Genomic DNA, 15,143 nt, shown 5'->3' on the forward strand with positions numbered 1-15,143 from the left:
AGAAAAGCGCAAGGTGCACACCTATCGGCCACAAGCATAAGACAAGCGCTGACAGAAGTCGCTTTTTGCCTTCAGAAGCGATCCGAGCCGATGGCACCTGAAGCTAGACAAATCTATAAAGGAGCTGAAAAAATGCGAACACCACTGCCACTTAAAATTACCCAGGATGAAAACAGGAAAGTGTATATTCCTAAAACCATCCAATTAAAAACACCAATCAAGCATATTCTTTTTGGAACGTCCTCCAGCGAATGTGAGGTCATCCAAGTTGATAGGCAGGAAATCAAACTTTCCGAGGATCTATTTTCATCGTTAAATATCCCATACTCAAGTACGACTCAGGTTTTTATTCATGAAGACAATCTTTACGTTGGTCCACTTGTCGGGATTTTCACAGCAGGTTTTAGCGAGTCGATGATTCGACCAATTGGAGACAGAACCCTATTTTTCGCAAAACTTTTGGCACAAGAAAAAGCAGTCGGGGCATATGTTTTTATTTTTGGTGCAAAACATATTGATTGGGATAAGGGGACCATTAATGGAATTTTTCATAGTCATAATGGCTGGGAAACGATTGAAGTCCCATTTCCTAATGTGGTCTATGACCGTCTTCCAAACCGTCGAACCGAAAAACATAAAGCCTTACGTGAAATCAAACAACGTATGCATCATGAGTACTTAATACCGTGGTTTAACCCAGGGTTTTTTGATAAATGGGAAATTCACCAGCTGTTAGAGGGCAACCATCTTGTTGCAACATATTTACCAGAAACCCATATAAGTCCAACCTTTACTTTAATAGAGCGCATGCTTTCGAAATATCAGCATGTTTACATTAAACCTGCGAACGGCAGTCTTGGTTTAGGTATTTATCAAGTAATATTTGACCGCGAAACAGAAGATTATTATTGTCGCTATCGTGATCAGGATGGGAAAAATCGTCTTCAGCGTTTTTCTTCCATTGAATCATTTATCAACACGCATTTCCGTAACAAACAATTGGAGCATTATATCGTCCAACAGGGAATTCATTTGCTTCGAAGCGATCATAAAACAATTGATTTTAGGATCCATACAAATAAGGATGAAAAAGGTAAATGGCAGGTCAGTGTGATGGCGGGTAAAATCTCTGGACGTGGCAGTGTGACAACACATTTAAACAACGGGGGTGTCGTTCGTACACTCACTGAAATTTTTCCTGATGTCACAGAATGTAAGAAAATAAGTGATTCCCTTAAACAGGCCGCCCTTACACTAAGTGAAGTCATTGATTCGAGACAAAAAGGACATATTGGGGAGCTTGGATTTGATTTAGGTGTCGATAAAAATGGCAGTGTGTGGCTTTTCGAGGCAAACTCAAAGCCTGGCCGATCAATTTTTTCACATCCAAAGTTGAGAAAATACGATAAGCTTTCGAGCAGGCTACCATTACAATATGCCATTTATTTAACTGAAACAACCATTAAGACTCCTGAGGTAATTTTCAAATGAGTACCATTTATTATCACATTAAAAAAAAGAAGTGGTATCAATGTGAGGATGCAAAAGGGCTTTTCTTCGGAAAGACCCAAACATTCATTTCCTATGTAGGGAGCAGCCCAGAGCAGTCGCTCCCTTTTCCTGTTCAAAAGAATGAAAATAAAGTTGGTCCTATCATCGGCATTTTAACAGGTTCGTCAAAAGACAGTACCTTCATCGGCAATCACAAGGTTCTGAAAAGAATTCTGTTATCCTTACGAGAAAATGGTGCATTAGGAATCGTCATGACCCCAAATTCAATACGGGGAAATTCAGTTGAGACCTTTACCTTTTATCAACCATTAGAAAAATGGATAAAATTACGAACCCCTCTTCCAAATGCTGTATATAATCGTATTCCATACCGGCACATGGAGGACACGCAGGCTTTTACCGACTTAGTTTCTTTTTTCAAAATGAATGAAATCCCCTTTTTTAATCCATCCTTTTTTTCAAAATGGGAGATTTACCAAATATTAAAGAGGAATGATTTTGTTCTTCCTTTTCTTCCAAAAACCACTCTTCTCAATGAAAAAAGCGACCTCAAAGAAATGTTCGCAAAACATCATATCCTCTACATGAAAAGCTCAACCGGACATCAAGGAATCGATCTATACAGACTTAAAAAAGAACAAAATGGGATGATTGTTGAAACACCGCTTGGAAATGAATCCTACCCAACACTCACCTCATTTTGGGAAAAGTTTGAGGATGAGTTTGCAAAAAGTGACTATTTATTACAGGAGGCCATCCAGGCAGACACCCATAATGGTAAGCGTTATGATTTGCGAATTTTATGTCATTATCATGAAAATGAACATATTATTAGCGGCATCGGGGTAAGAATTGCTGGTGACAATGGGGTAACCACGCATGTTCCAAATGGTGGGTCGATTATCCCCTATCATATGGTTCGCAATCGGTTTGATGAATCTATATTGCGGAAGCTTGTGTTTGAAATTGGAAAAATGCTTGTGGACGAAACAGGAGAGTTTATCGGAGAGTATTCGATAGACCTTGGGCGTTCCGAGGATGGAAGGATTTTTATTTACGAAATCAATTCAAAACCAATGGTGTTCGATGAGGACCATATTCGACAAAAGGGACTTGAAAATTTAACCAAACTCCTTATAATGAAAGGAAATGAGAGCTAAGGGGGCTTATGATGATCTCACATTTTCAATGGAAACCTTTATTTAAAAGCAGCCAAATTCCTGGTTGGAGCTTTTCTTTTTATTTCCAAGGAACTCAATATAACGGAGTATATAATAAAGATGGAAGCATTGATTGGCACGGCAACCATCCCGATCTAAAAGTCATTAATAACATCACAAAACAAATTCATGAATTAATGCTTTACCATGTTTACGAGTAAGGATTATTTAGCAGTAAATACGCCAAGGCGTATTTGTTTCTTACCTCCTTCACATACTAAGCTAAAAGGAGGTTTTTTTATGGCTGAAAAAGGAAAAGAGCGTGAAGACCTTCAATATGAAGGAAAAGACGAAGTATTTATGGATGTGGACCGCTTCATTAATGAAGGTATGGCGGGTGGTAGCGTTCACCGTTTTCATGATAAAACGAATATAGAAGAAGCACGCGATTTTGAAAAAGAAGAACCGCCGAATGTAATCGAATAACTAGTTAGCGCCTGAGTCTCCTTCTGTTATAATAGAAGGAGACTTTTCATTGCCAATCATTTGATTGCATTTGATTCGATTGAAGGAGTATTTTAAATGATTGAAAATTTAATGATGCATTACAAAGATGCTTTAATAACAGCAGAATCACCTTATAAAACAGATTTGTATTCGTGGTTTTTAACAGATACAGGGACTTTTTTTGGCATAAAAAAGGACCGTCTTACGACAAAAGAAACCGCTCTTTTAACTTCCCTTTTCACACCCTATGGCACTCATGTCAATGATATGAACGATACACAGGCATTTTGGTATAATCTTTTGTTTTTACAACAAGGTCATCTATCAGCTAATCATTATTCTTTTTCACAGTGTCGATTTATTCAATTTTATGCCGACCAACCAATTACTGACCAGCTCGAATTCCAGGAAGCCATTCAGGCACTATTACCAAGAGATACTATCTTCTTATGGGAAAATGATTCAAGAGGTGTTCTAATTGAAACAAGAAATGAGGAAATGATTGAGGATGTCTTTTACGATGAAATCACTGTTACGTTAACGAGTGATTTCTATACAGACATGCGTTTATTCATTGGACAAACCCATCCCCTTTCTGAGAATCTTGGTTCTCTTTTTCGTACTGAAAGAGAATGGTTCCAAAAAGGAATACAATTTTTACATAAACAGCAAGTTTATCATTTACATGACATCTTACCATTTTTGCTGCTTGAAGGAATGGATGACGGTTTTCGTAATCAACTCAAAAATGTAATTCCGGAAGAACTACAAACTGACCATGAATTACTTGAAACGATAAAGGTTTTCTTTGAAAGTGATTTTAATGTTTCGAATGCAGCAAAGCGGCTATATATGCACCGTAATAGCCTTCAGTATCGAATCGAGAAATTCATTGAAAAGACGGGAATTGATATTAAGCATTTTCATGGTGCAGTTACGACCTATTTAGCTATTCTTGACTTAGAACATTTTTAACCTATAAAATTCAGAATCAAATACGCTAAAGCGTATTTGATTCTTGATTCGTAGACATGCACGAAAACCCTTACATCGTTTTGTGCAAATTACACATTTACGCATTTTTCTCTCTGAAGTAAACTTTAAGTATCGAAAACGTTTACACTAGGAGGAAGAAAAAATGGCAGAATTAGTTTTAGATAAAATTTATAAAGTATACGACAATAAAGTAACTGCTGTAGAGGATTTTAACCTTCATATTAAAGATAAAGAATTTATCGTATTCGTAGGTCCATCAGGTTGTGGTAAGTCAACTACATTACGTATGATCGCTGGATTAGAAGAGATTTCACAAGGTGATTTCTACATTGATGAGAAACGTGTAAATGATGTTGCTCCAAAAGATCGTGACATCGCGATGGTATTCCAAAACTATGCGCTATACCCACATATGAGTGTATATGATAACATGGCATTCGGGTTAAAGCTTCGTAAATTCCCGAAAGATGAAATTGATCGTCGAGTGAAAGAAGCAGCAAAAATTCTTGGACTAGAAGAATACTTAACTCGTAAGCCGAAAGCATTATCTGGTGGTCAGCGTCAACGTGTTGCATTAGGACGCGCAATCGTTCGTGACGCTAAGGTATTCTTAATGGACGAACCTTTATCAAACCTTGATGCAAAGCTTCGTGTACAAATGCGTGCTGAGATTTCTAAGCTTCACCAACGTCTACAAACAACTACAATTTACGTAACACATGACCAAACGGAAGCGATGACAATGGCTACCCGTCTTGTTGTTATGAAAGATGGCATCATCCAACAAGTTGGAGCACCAAAAGAAGTTTATGACAATCCTGAAAACGTATTCGTTGCTGGTTTCATCGGATCACCTGCAATGAACTTCTTCCCGGGTACATTACAAGATGGTACATTCACAATCGGTAATGTAAAAGTTTCTGTCCCAGAAGGAAAAATGAAGGTTCTTCGTGAACAAGGCTATGTAAACAAGGAAATCATCCTTGGTATTCGTCCAGAAGATATTCATGACGAGCCTGTCTTCATTGAATCTGCTCAAGGTTCTAAAATCAATGCAGTTATTGAAGTATCTGAGTTAACCGGTGCTGAAACAATGCTTTATTCACAGCTTGCTGGTACTGACTTTGTTGCACGTGTTGACTCACGTTCTCAAGTAAAACCTGGTGAAACAATCGAACTTGCATTTGACATGAACAAATGCCATTTCTTCGATGCTGAAAACGAAAATAGAATTCGCTAATCATAATTGTAAAGTCGCCCTTTTTTGGGCGACTTTTTTGTTGGGACTTAATGGACTATTCTTTTATTAACTTTGTTTCTTGGTTATGGCAATTCGTACAATAAAATAGATGCGCACATTCATAGTTTTGTAAAGTTGTTTGAATGCCATCTATTTTTTTCATGTCATCAATTTGCATATATGCACTGTAAGGACCAAAAAAATCGATAATACGTCCAGAATCCTCTATCGAATTCCCACATTGTGCACATGTGAAGCTAGCATTGTTAAAGCCATTACATAATGGACAAATAGGCATTATCTTCTCTCCTAATCATATTCATTTTTATATAGTTTTTGATGAAACAAAGCTGTTATGCTTTCTTTTCTGTAGGAATTAATTGCCAAAGTTATTTTCGAATATAATCTTCGCTTCGTCACATAATACTTAGTACAAACACAGCAACACACAACTCACCAAGCAACAACTTTTATACACGGGTTAGCCTAGAGGCTAAGGAACCCTTATATCTGGTGCAATTCCGGAGTAACCCACCCAAAAAAATCAGTTTAAGGAGATGAAGGAAAAATGGCAAACAACAATAGTAACCAATTAGTAGTACCAGGTGCTCAACAAGCTATCGACCAAATGAAGTATGAGATTGCTCAAGAATTTGGTGTTAACTTAGGTGCTGACACTACATCTCGCGCAAACGGATCAGTTGGTGGAGAAATTACAAAGCGTTTAGTATCTTTCGCTCAACAATCAATGGGTGGACATCAAGGTTAATAACAATTAAATATTTTGGCTAAAGAGGCACCCTTAATGGGTGTCTCTTGTTTTACTTTATATTACCCTTCCCAACTTTTGACTTGATTTATTACATACTATTTTTGGGATACTAAGCTAGAAAATATAATTATAGGAGGAAATTGCTTTGAAGGATAAATTACAAAATAGCACAGAAGAATTAGCTGCAAGACATTACCAACCGGGGGATTACGAAAAGAACGATGAATTATCCTCAGGACTTGCTACAACCCATGAACAAGTAAGTGATTCCTATATGGAAGGTGAAATTGCAGCCTCTTCCAATAATACGAAGGTAAAAAAAGTAGAATCCACAAACGAAGGTTATCAGGATTACTATTCATAAGCATAGAATTTCCTTTTAGGAGGATTCCAATTGAGTGAGGTAAATCAATTTATTCGAGATATCACAACGAAGGCAAAAGATACAATATCTACAACAACCCAAATTGTAAAAGAAAAAATAAATACCGTTTTGCAAAGGCCGATGGCTACCATAGATGACCTTGCACAATATATTTCAACCCACCCAGATACAAGTTTCGATACAAAAGAATTTCTTGGGTTTCAGTATCATTTTTACCACCTAAAGTTGACAGATACAACCTTTTATCTTGAAACAAAGGGTAGGCATGGGGACTATATTCTCGACCTTTCAGTGACTTCACCTGAAGGTATACTTTTTGAATACCACTCTTTCGAAAAGAAATATGGTGTGGACGATAAAGTCGCTATTCCAGCAGCCTTGAGTAGTATCATTCAATAAAAACATGGGGACGGCTCTACTGGTTCTTCATTTACTGGAAAACCAAGAGAACCGTCCCCATGGATCATTATTTTTCGATTTCTAATATTGGTTGGTTTACTTCTACATTCACTTTTCTGATGCGGCGGTTTTCCACTTCTGTCACCGTTAAGGTGAGGTGCAAGTAATCAAAGGTATCTCCGCTAACTGGAATTTTCTCAAATGATTCAAAAATCCAACCTCCAACGGAATGATGCGAGCTTTCCGGTTCTTCTATTCCGATGATCTCCGCAAATTCATCTAGTGACATATCCGCATTTATTTCATACGTATTTTCATCTATTTGTGTAATATATTTAATCTTTTCATCATGCTCATCCCAAATCTCACCGACGATTTCCTCGATAATATCCTCTAATGTAATCAAACCCGAGGTTCCACCAAATTCATCCACTACGATAGCCAAATGTGTTTTGCTTTTTTGAAGTTCCGGAAGTAAGGTTGAAATTTTCATCGACTCCACTACGAAAAATGGTTTGCGGAGTATGGAACGAACATTTATTTTCTTTTGTTGAACCAGAAGACTTAAAAATTCACGTTCAGATAAAATCCCAATGATATTATCAGTATTGTTTTCGTAAACTGGAACACGTGAATAGCGCTCCTCTAAAAACATATCTCTCATTTTTTCAATTGAATCATTGACTTCCACCGCCACCATGTCGATACGTGGTGTCAAAATCTCCCCAACTAAAATATCATTAAAATCAAGGGAACGATGTACTAATTCTTTTTCTTTATTATCAATAACTCCTTCTTCCTCACTCAAATCAACCATTACTTTGATTTCTTCTTCGGTAAAGGATGGAGTATCATTATTATTTTTAATAAGCTTGGCTGCTGATGTTTTTAGTAACCCTAATAAATAGGTAATCGGTGTAAGTAGCTTCATTAAGATAAATAAAATTCCAGAAACCCGTAATGAGAAGCTTTCCGCGTTTTCTTTGGCGAATGATTTGGGGAGGACCTCTCCAAAAACTAAAATGAGCAATGTCATCACAAATGTACTAATAACAAGCCCAGTATTTCCACCAAGAAGATCAGAAGCTAGCTTTGCAGCAATTGATGCAGCAGTAATATTTACGATATTATTTCCAACTAGAATAGTTGAAAGTGCTTTATCAAAGTGTTCCGTAATATAAAAGGCTTTTTTACTTCCACGTCGTTTTTCATCTACATAATTTTTCAGTCTGATTCGATTAACACTCGAATAGGCAGTTTCACTTGCTGAGAAAAACGCTGATAACATGATTAGAACGAGTAACACAATAAAGGTACTCAGTGGCAAATCGTCCACGTAAATTTCACACTCCTAAAATTGAAATTGACTTTGTTTTTGTTTAAGATGGTAATAATAAGGGTACTGTCAAAATATAAAAATAATTATTGATTATTTTTATAATAGCAAACATTCTTTTATATGGGAATGATTATCTAATCAAATGCGTCTTGGCGTATTTGCGCCCGATTTTTTTCGAGCAAGCTCGAAAAATTTCCTTTAAAAAATCGTGGCATCCGCCGGAGGCTTTAACTTTATTCAGTCGGGATTTGAACTCCAACTGAATTTTTAAGTTTTCTGCATTCATTCCTACCTATAGAAGTAGGATTTTCAACTGAATAAAGTTAAGTGTGATTCAAATCACACCGAGTTATTTTTAGTATTGATATAGTACTAATATGAATAATAAGTGGCGGTGAAATAAATGGAATTTAAACTCAATACTTTATATGAAGAAATAGGCGGCACAGAGGCAATCCAAAACTTGGTGAATACGTTTTATCCAAAAGTATATGCCGATCCTGATTTAGCTCCTTTGTTCGAAGGTGATATCGAGGAAATTAAAAGAAAGCAGTATATGTTCTTAACTCAATTTACAGGAGGTCCAACATTATACAGTAACGAATTCGGAGCGCCGGCAATGAGACATCGTCATATGCCTTTTGATGTCACACCAACACGAGCTAGAGCTTGGCTTCGTTGTATGAAAGAAGCATTCGAGGAAAATGATCTTACTAGTGAGGCTGCTGAAGCCTTTTACGCTCGTCTTCAACAAGTGGCAGGAATCATGGTGAATACTCCCGACGATTAAAGAAAAACAGCTAGTCAAAAAATCCACGAGATTATCGTGGATTTTTCTTATGATTCGATAATAATAGCACCGATAAAAAACACTAAAACTAAAGCGGCGGCGATATTAAATGTAATTGATAATTCTTCCACAAGATCTCCCCCATTACCTTTTCTATGGTATAAGAGTACCATCAAATGTGGAAAAATCAGGTTCATTATTAAGACAGTTTTTTGTCCAAGGAATGAACATTTTGTGAATCTGCAAATTTTACTACCCGATTTGAAATTATCCTAAATACCGATGATACATACTCTTTGCCTCTGCTAGATCATTTGTTCCATGAATGAGGACACGGCCGTCTTTGAAAACAACCATTCTGTTTGGACCTTGTGTAAATGATAGCAAATATGGGTTTTTATCAACGTTGCCACCTTGTGCAGTTAATAGTTCTGCAAGAGAATCTAAGTCCCTTTCAATTCTTTCACTTGGCCGTATTTGAACTGAATCCCTTCCACATAAAACGGCTGATTTTGTTTGATTCTCAAAGGATAAAAAAGGATAGGTTGGATTTGTTCCACAGGAAAGACATCCTTCCTTTTTCACACGATCAACCTTGATCGCCATATGTTGATTTTTCCATAAATCGAATGAAACAAGTTTGTTTCGTAGAGCATCGTAATCCTCAACCAATATTTTAAGCGCCTCCGTTACTTGATAGGCAACCACCATTTGAACTGCAGGACTAATGATTCCAACTGTATCGCAAGTAAGGCCTCCCATTGGTATCGTTTCTAGGAGGCAATGCAGACAAGGTGTCTGCCCTGGCAGGACACAATAGCTAATCCCATAGCTCCCAACACATGCCCCATAAATCCAAGGGATGTTGTATTTTTGTGAGGCATCATTTAAGAGCATTCTTATGTCGAAATTATCGGTGGCATCCAAAATGAGGTCAACATCGGTAATCAAATTTTCAATTTCTTCGATCGATACATCCATTACATGGGCCTGAATCTCAACCTCAGAATTTATTTTTTCTAAACGGTTTTTGGCAGCAATCGCTTTTGGTAAACGATTCGCTGCATCCTCTTCACTGTATAATTGCTGTCTTTGTAGATTTGTCCATTCTACATAGTCACGGTCAACGATTGTCAACTTGCCAATGCCGGCACGTACTAGCCCCTCAGCACTTCCCGTACCAAGCGCACCAGCACCAACGATAAGTACATGTTTACTTCTAATTTTTTGTTGCCCACGGGCTCCAATTGGGGTAAATAACTCTTGCCGAGAGTAGCGTTCAGTCACTCGGATTCCTTCCTTCCAATGATATTCTTGTTGATATAGTACCATATGAAGGACCTCTATATAAAAGAAAAAGCTAGAATAGAAAACCTATCCTAGCTTGTGCGTAATTATTCGACATATACTGCCGTGCCATAGGCGATAAGTTCAGAGGCGTTTTGTATAACGGATGAAGTTTGTAGGCGCAACCCAATAACTGCATTTGCTCCTTTTGCTTTGGCATCATCTACCAATCGGCCAATTGCTTTTTGACGGGCTTCTTCTAGCATTTCGGTGTAATCGGAAATTTCTCCCCCAACTATAGTTTTCAATCCAGCCATAATGTCTCTACCAATATGCTTGGATTGAACCGTACTTCCTCTTACAAATCCTTTTAGTTCTTTCACTTCTTTACCTGGTACATAATCAGTAGTCACGATAATCATTTTCGTCCTCCTCCTCTTTCTCTCGTTTTCGTTCCCAAACTAATAAAGCAAATAATAGAACAACGGCAACCATGTAAAACGCATAAAACGTCAGCGCCTTTGAAATATCAATGAACAAAAATACAATACCTACGATTTGTCCGACAATGGCTATCATCAATACAATATATTTCGCAATATTTCTCATCATTCATTACCTGCTCTGCGTTGATAAATTTTTCTTGCAAAAATAAGATAAAAGACAAGTGGCATAGGTGATTGGATTAATCCCCATATTCCCCAAAACCAGTAATTATGCCCCCGCTTTCTTGCATCTAAAAACAACCAAAAGCTTTGAATGAGTAGGATGATTACGATTACTATCCAAATTTTGATATCATACGTTTTCATGTACGCATCACCCGTTTTCGATATCGAATAAGGCTATAAACTGGAAAGCTAATTGATGCGATACCTTGAATAACGATAAAGGCAATCGGCAGTTGGAAAAATGCAGTGATCAAGCCAGTCATCATGAATAAGGCAATCAAAATAAAGGCAGTTAGATCACGTCTAAATTTTTTCTTTTGTTTTTGTAGTTCAACTGCTGCCATTTGTTCAAATACTTGTAGATCAGGAGTGAAAACCGAATAATGATGATCTATTTTAGATAATGCTTCATTAATTTCTAGAATCATTTCTGAATCTTCTTCATGTTGTTGTTCGTTCTTTAGTAAGACTAGTTTGTTTTTCTTCATTGGGTCTCAACTCCTTTCTTACTGTGTGGATTCCATTATGTATTCTCGATTTTACTGTCCCAATGGCGATATGAAGCATATCGGCGATTTCTTCATACGAGTACCCATAATAATGTTTAAGAACAATTGGAATCCGAATTTCATCAGAAAGCCTGCCTAAAGCAGTAAGAACATCATTCCAATCCTCCGACTGGTTATCGAATTGCCACTTCATTTTGCGCAATGCTTGTTCGTTTTGCTGATAGTTTTGTTCCCGTTTCTTTTTTCGAAGATCATCAATGTATAAGTTCGTAGCAATTGTTATAAGCCATGAGGAGAATTTTGCTTTACCGTTATACAATTTGATTTTTTCCATACTTTTCATCATCGCTTCCTGTGCTAAGTCTTCGGCAATATCAGGCTTCATTGTAACTTTTATTAGATATTTAACTAAAAAAGGATAATGCTCCTTAAAAAGCATCGCAAACGCGAGTGAGTCACCACGCTTTGCACTGCGAATTAGTTCCTTTTCATCCATGCAATGAATTCTCCCCCAAGAAAATTTGGTTATCTTTATATTTCGTTAATAGTACGAATGAGGCAGTCAAAAAGTTCACTTCGACCAATTTTTTTTTATTTTTAATAGTTTAACACAGAAAAGTGCAAGGCGCCCGCTTATCGGCGACAAGCATAAGACAAGCGCTGACAGAAGGCGCACTTTGCCTTCAGAAGCGATTGGCTAGACCATTTAGCCGATGGCGCCTGGAGCTAGACATCAAAAAAAAGCCAGAACCATAGATAGGTCTGGCCTCTCCTTATACGATTATTCGTTATCAGTTGTTGCAGATTTTCTTGATTGTGATAATTCTTCTGTTAAATGATCGATGCTATTTCTGACACTTCCTTTGCCCGACAGGTTTTCAATAATTTCTTTCACATCAATACCAGAGGAAGCTTTTAATGATTCCTGAAGGGTTGACATCAGATTTGTTGCATAGCCGGTTACTTTATTAGCACCGCTGTTTTCCCCGCTACTGCCTGTATCCACAACCGTAATCTTATCAATATTTGATAATGGTGCCGCCACTTCTTTCGCATATTGAGGAAGCATTTTAATAACCATATCAAGGATAGCCGCTTTTCCATATTGCTCGAATGCTTCGGCAATTTTTTGTTTGGCTTCCGCTTCTGCGAGACCAGTTAGGCGGATAATATCAGCTTCCGCTTCCCCTTGTGCACGTTGGGCTTCTGCTTTTGCAAGACCGTCGATGCGGATCTTTTCAGCTTCCGCTTTTGCCATAGCTTCAATTCGATATTTATTCGCATCTGCTTCTGCCAATTGCTTCGCTTTTTCTGCCTCTGCCGCTTGAACGACTGCATAACGATCAGCATCCGCTTTCTTCTTAACCTCTGAATCGTATTGCTTTTCACGACGCAAAATCTCTTTTTCTTCGAGTTCAATTTGCTTCTGTCTTTCAATGATTTGGATTTGCATTTGCTGTTCAGTAACCTCTTGTTTTGCTCTTGCTTCCTCTAGGTGGTAGGCTTGGTCAGCACGTGCTTTCGCAATATCCTGCTCTCTTCGGAACTCTGCAGTTTTTAATTGATTAATTTTTTCTGCTTCCGCAACCTCTGTAGCGCGCTCTAGCTCAGACTTCTGCGCTTCTTTCTCAGCTTCAGCACGTTTAATTCTTGTTTCTTTTTCAGCCTCTGCTGTTGCAATATCAGCATCACGCTTTACCTGAGCAATTCTTGGTTTACCTAATGAATCGAGGTAACCGTTCTTATCACGAACATCCTTGATTGTGAACGATACAATGATAAGACCCATTTTTGCTAAATCCTGAGATGCGACACGTTGTACTTCCTGTGAGAACTTATCACGATTTTTATAAATTTCTTCAACCGTCATCGATCCAAGGATTGAACGTAGATGTCCTTCTAATACTTCTCTCGCTTCACTTTCTCTGTCTTCTTTTCGTTTTCCTAAAAATTGCTCTGCTGCAGTTGCTATTTCGGAAATAGAACCACCGATTTTGATAATAGCAGTACCGTCAGCCATTACCGGTACACCTTGTTCTGTATATACTTCAGGTGTTTGAACATCCAGTTTACTCGATAATAGACTTAGAGGTTCAGCCTGTTGGAAGACTGGTAGTACGAATGTACCGCCACCACGGACAATTTTAATCCGATTTCCTGATTCGTCCACATGAACATTTTTCCCGCCTAAATAACTTCCTGTTACAATTAAGGCTTCATCTGGACCAGCTGTTTTGTATTTTGAGACAAATACCCCAATAAGTGCTAGTAGTAAAAATGCGACAACCCCAATTACAATCCAAATTCCTAATGTCATTGTTGATTTCCCCCTTTAATCGTCATGTTTTGGTAAGGTAAGACGTACACAACGCCTTCTTTAATATCTATAATAAGAACCTTTTCTTCATAAGGAATGGGTTCATTATTAAAGCTTTTTGCTGATTTAGCGATTGTTCCACTGATTCCTTCGATAATTACTTCACCGAAACCATCGACTGGGATTGAAGTAATAACCTTGCCAATTCGTCCTTTCAAATCCTCTTCTCTGTAGACCACCGATTCTTCTGCTGAAGACAATGGGATCAATACGAAAACATTTAATAATGTGACTAAAATAAGTGCTAATACGAGTGAAATAACAAAAATTAAGAAACTATGAAAGGAAAGAAATTTTTCAAAAATATAACCAGATGCACTTAAAAATGTGAGGAAAGAAAAAATGAGTGTTGGGCTCAAAAAACTGTCTGGGAAGATTCCCTCTAAAAAATCACCAAATAGGATAAAAAGCAGAGTGCAAATTCCACTTATGACTAAGCCAATCAGATAGATAGTTTGAATGTCATACCCAAATAATTCCATAGCTTCACCTCCATAAGTTTTGAAGTTTTCTTTACATTCTCATTTACGGAAATAAGGGGCAAAAGGTTTCACTTTTTTATGAATTTTTTTTGAAATCTATGTAAAAGTATGTCGACTAGGTTTCGTTACATGAATTCTTTTGTAATCCAAGCTTTTAGTATAAATCCAAGCACAATATACGCAACCACATATCTCCAATAGATAACTAATTTTTCATTCTTCTTTCGGACAATTCCTAACCCGATAATCCACCAAAAGATTGCGTAATCAGTGATCCGCTTTTTACGAAACTGCGTTTCATTGTCTTCGAATTTCCTTATTTTATTTTCATGACGTGCCCAGAAAATCACAATCACAATATCGGCAATGGCCCCAATGGAAATCGCGACCAGAACAAAAGTAGGAGACGGCTTCCATCTATTATCGTTTTTTGGACCTCCTTTTTCTTTTCAACTCTCTCATTGTCGGCTTTAAGGGCTTCCTCAAAACTTTGAGTAACCTCCGTTTGCTTCGCATCGCTAATTATTTTGTTACTTGGTACATCAAAAGTTGAGTAAAAAAGCCCAATTCCAACTGCTAATAGGATAAACAAGCCATAAGCTAGTCCAATTAGTAATCCTTTTTTCATTAGCCCCAACTCTTTCATTTTTCATTTTCAAAATTGATTCATAGCTTATAGGAATTACATCATACAAATTATTCCTAATCTTACAATAC

22 protein-coding genes are annotated in these 15,143 nt (G+C 37.4%); 10 read left to right on the forward strand and 12 right to left on the reverse strand.

Annotation, left to right across the window (positions count from 1 at the left end):
• From V7147_RS08020 to V7147_RS08045, 6 genes are all read left to right on the forward strand, one after another.
• Positions 1 to 1,491 (forward strand): YheC/YheD family endospore coat-associated protein (locus tag V7147_RS08020; protein ID WP_335367325.1); only part of this gene is annotated, 1,491 nt, incomplete at its 5' end.
• The gene (locus V7147_RS08025) at positions 1,488 to 2,672 is read left to right on the forward strand and encodes a YheC/YheD family endospore coat-associated protein (RefSeq protein ID WP_335367326.1); all 1,185 of its coding nucleotides are present in this window, start codon (positions 1,488 to 1,490) and stop codon (positions 2,670 to 2,672) included. The genes V7147_RS08020 and V7147_RS08025, both read left to right, overlap by 4 nt.
• A gap of 11 nt (positions 2,673 to 2,683) precedes the next feature.
• A complete protein-coding gene (locus V7147_RS08030) occupies positions 2,684 to 2,893 on the forward strand; it encodes a YheE family protein (RefSeq protein ID WP_335367327.1) in 210 nt (69 codons plus the stop codon).
• Between the two features lie 79 nt (positions 2,894 to 2,972).
• On the forward strand, positions 2,973 to 3,158 hold the full coding sequence (locus V7147_RS08035; RefSeq protein ID WP_335367328.1) for a hypothetical protein: 186 nt from the start codon (positions 2,973 to 2,975) through the stop codon (positions 3,156 to 3,158).
• 96 nt (positions 3,159 to 3,254) lie between these two features.
• Complete coding sequence (locus tag V7147_RS08040) at positions 3,255 to 4,154, forward strand: PucR family transcriptional regulator (protein ID WP_335367329.1); 900 nt, start codon at positions 3,255 to 3,257, stop codon at positions 4,152 to 4,154.
• A 163-nt stretch (positions 4,155 to 4,317) separates the two neighbouring features.
• The gene (locus V7147_RS08045) at positions 4,318 to 5,415 is read left to right on the forward strand and encodes an ABC transporter ATP-binding protein (protein WP_335367330.1); all 1,098 of its coding nucleotides are present in this window, start codon (positions 4,318 to 4,320) and stop codon (positions 5,413 to 5,415) included.
• 55 nt (positions 5,416 to 5,470) lie between these two features.
• Here V7147_RS08045 and V7147_RS08050 read toward each other — a convergent pair whose 3' ends face one another.
• Complete coding sequence (locus tag V7147_RS08050; RefSeq protein ID WP_335367331.1) at positions 5,471 to 5,713, reverse strand: hypothetical protein; 243 nt, start codon at positions 5,711 to 5,713, stop codon at positions 5,471 to 5,473.
• A 270-nt stretch (positions 5,714 to 5,983) separates the two neighbouring features.
• Here V7147_RS08050 and V7147_RS08055 point away from each other — a divergent pair, with 270 nt between their 5' ends.
• From V7147_RS08055 to V7147_RS08065, 3 genes are all read left to right on the forward strand, one after another.
• The gene (locus tag V7147_RS08055) at positions 5,984 to 6,184 is read left to right on the forward strand and encodes an alpha/beta-type small acid-soluble spore protein (protein WP_335367332.1); all 201 of its coding nucleotides are present in this window, start codon (positions 5,984 to 5,986) and stop codon (positions 6,182 to 6,184) included.
• Positions 6,185 to 6,332: 148 nt separating this feature from the next.
• Complete coding sequence (locus V7147_RS08060) at positions 6,333 to 6,551, forward strand: YozQ family protein (RefSeq protein ID WP_335367333.1); 219 nt, start codon at positions 6,333 to 6,335, stop codon at positions 6,549 to 6,551.
• A gap of 30 nt (positions 6,552 to 6,581) precedes the next feature.
• Positions 6,582 to 6,971 carry a hypothetical protein gene (locus V7147_RS08065; protein ID WP_335367334.1) on the forward strand — a complete coding sequence of 130 codons (390 nt, stop codon included), beginning with the start codon at positions 6,582 to 6,584 and terminating at the stop codon, positions 6,969 to 6,971.
• A gap of 67 nt (positions 6,972 to 7,038) precedes the next feature.
• Here V7147_RS08065 and V7147_RS08070 read toward each other — a convergent pair whose 3' ends face one another.
• Positions 7,039 to 8,307 (reverse strand): hemolysin family protein, encoded by a 1,269-nt coding sequence (locus V7147_RS08070; RefSeq protein ID WP_335367335.1) that lies wholly within the window; start codon positions 8,305 to 8,307, stop codon positions 7,039 to 7,041.
• Between the two features lie 406 nt (positions 8,308 to 8,713).
• Here V7147_RS08070 and V7147_RS08075 point away from each other — a divergent pair, with 406 nt between their 5' ends.
• Positions 8,714 to 9,100, forward strand: a complete 387-nt coding sequence (locus V7147_RS08075) for a globin (RefSeq protein ID WP_335367336.1) — start codon at positions 8,714 to 8,716, stop codon at positions 9,098 to 9,100.
• 267 nt (positions 9,101 to 9,367) lie between these two features.
• Here the strand turns inward: V7147_RS08075 and V7147_RS08080 are convergent, their stop codons facing one another.
• The 10 genes from V7147_RS08080 to V7147_RS08125 form a co-directional block, all read right to left on the reverse strand.
• Entirely contained in the window at positions 9,368 to 10,387 is a 1,020-nt protein-coding gene (locus tag V7147_RS08080) for a thiazole biosynthesis adenylyltransferase ThiF (RefSeq protein WP_335367347.1), read from the reverse strand.
• 107 nt (positions 10,388 to 10,494) lie between these two features.
• Positions 10,495 to 10,809, reverse strand: coding sequence for a YbjQ family protein (locus tag V7147_RS08085; RefSeq protein WP_335367337.1), 315 nt, complete (start codon positions 10,807 to 10,809; stop codon positions 10,495 to 10,497).
• Entirely contained in the window at positions 10,790 to 10,999 is a 210-nt protein-coding gene (locus V7147_RS08090) for a hypothetical protein (RefSeq protein ID WP_335367338.1), read from the reverse strand. Before V7147_RS08090 ends, V7147_RS08085 begins: the two co-directional genes overlap by 20 nt.
• Complete coding sequence (locus tag V7147_RS08095; RefSeq protein WP_335367339.1) at positions 10,996 to 11,199, reverse strand: sigmaY antisigma factor component; 204 nt, start codon at positions 11,197 to 11,199, stop codon at positions 10,996 to 10,998. The genes V7147_RS08090 and V7147_RS08095 overlap by 4 nt, the downstream gene beginning before the upstream one ends.
• The gene (locus V7147_RS08100) at positions 11,196 to 11,546 is read right to left on the reverse strand and encodes a YxlC family protein (protein WP_335367340.1); all 351 of its coding nucleotides are present in this window, start codon (positions 11,544 to 11,546) and stop codon (positions 11,196 to 11,198) included. The genes V7147_RS08095 and V7147_RS08100 overlap by 4 nt, the downstream gene beginning before the upstream one ends.
• Positions 11,500 to 12,063, reverse strand: coding sequence for an RNA polymerase sigma factor SigY (gene sigY / locus V7147_RS08105; protein ID WP_335367341.1), 564 nt, complete (start codon positions 12,061 to 12,063; stop codon positions 11,500 to 11,502). Before sigY ends, V7147_RS08100 begins: the two co-directional genes overlap by 47 nt.
• 285 nt (positions 12,064 to 12,348) lie before the next feature.
• Entirely contained in the window at positions 12,349 to 13,884 is a 1,536-nt protein-coding gene (locus V7147_RS08110) for a flotillin family protein (RefSeq protein ID WP_335367342.1), read from the reverse strand.
• On the reverse strand, positions 13,881 to 14,426 hold the full coding sequence (locus V7147_RS08115; RefSeq protein WP_335367343.1) for an NfeD family protein: 546 nt from the start codon (positions 14,424 to 14,426) through the stop codon (positions 13,881 to 13,883). The genes V7147_RS08110 and V7147_RS08115 overlap by 4 nt, the downstream gene beginning before the upstream one ends.
• A gap of 125 nt (positions 14,427 to 14,551) precedes the next feature.
• Positions 14,552 to 14,782, reverse strand: a complete 231-nt coding sequence (locus V7147_RS08120; protein ID WP_335367344.1) for a hypothetical protein — start codon at positions 14,780 to 14,782, stop codon at positions 14,552 to 14,554.
• The gene (locus V7147_RS08125) at positions 14,779 to 15,054 is read right to left on the reverse strand and encodes a hypothetical protein (RefSeq protein ID WP_335367345.1); all 276 of its coding nucleotides are present in this window, start codon (positions 15,052 to 15,054) and stop codon (positions 14,779 to 14,781) included. The genes V7147_RS08120 and V7147_RS08125 overlap by 4 nt, the downstream gene beginning before the upstream one ends.
• Between the last annotated feature and the right edge of the window lie 89 nt (positions 15,055 to 15,143).

It is taken from the genome of Bacillus sp. JJ1521, assembly GCF_036965165.1.
Taxonomy (GTDB): Bacteria; Bacillota; Bacilli; order Bacillales; family Bacillaceae_L; genus Ferdinandcohnia.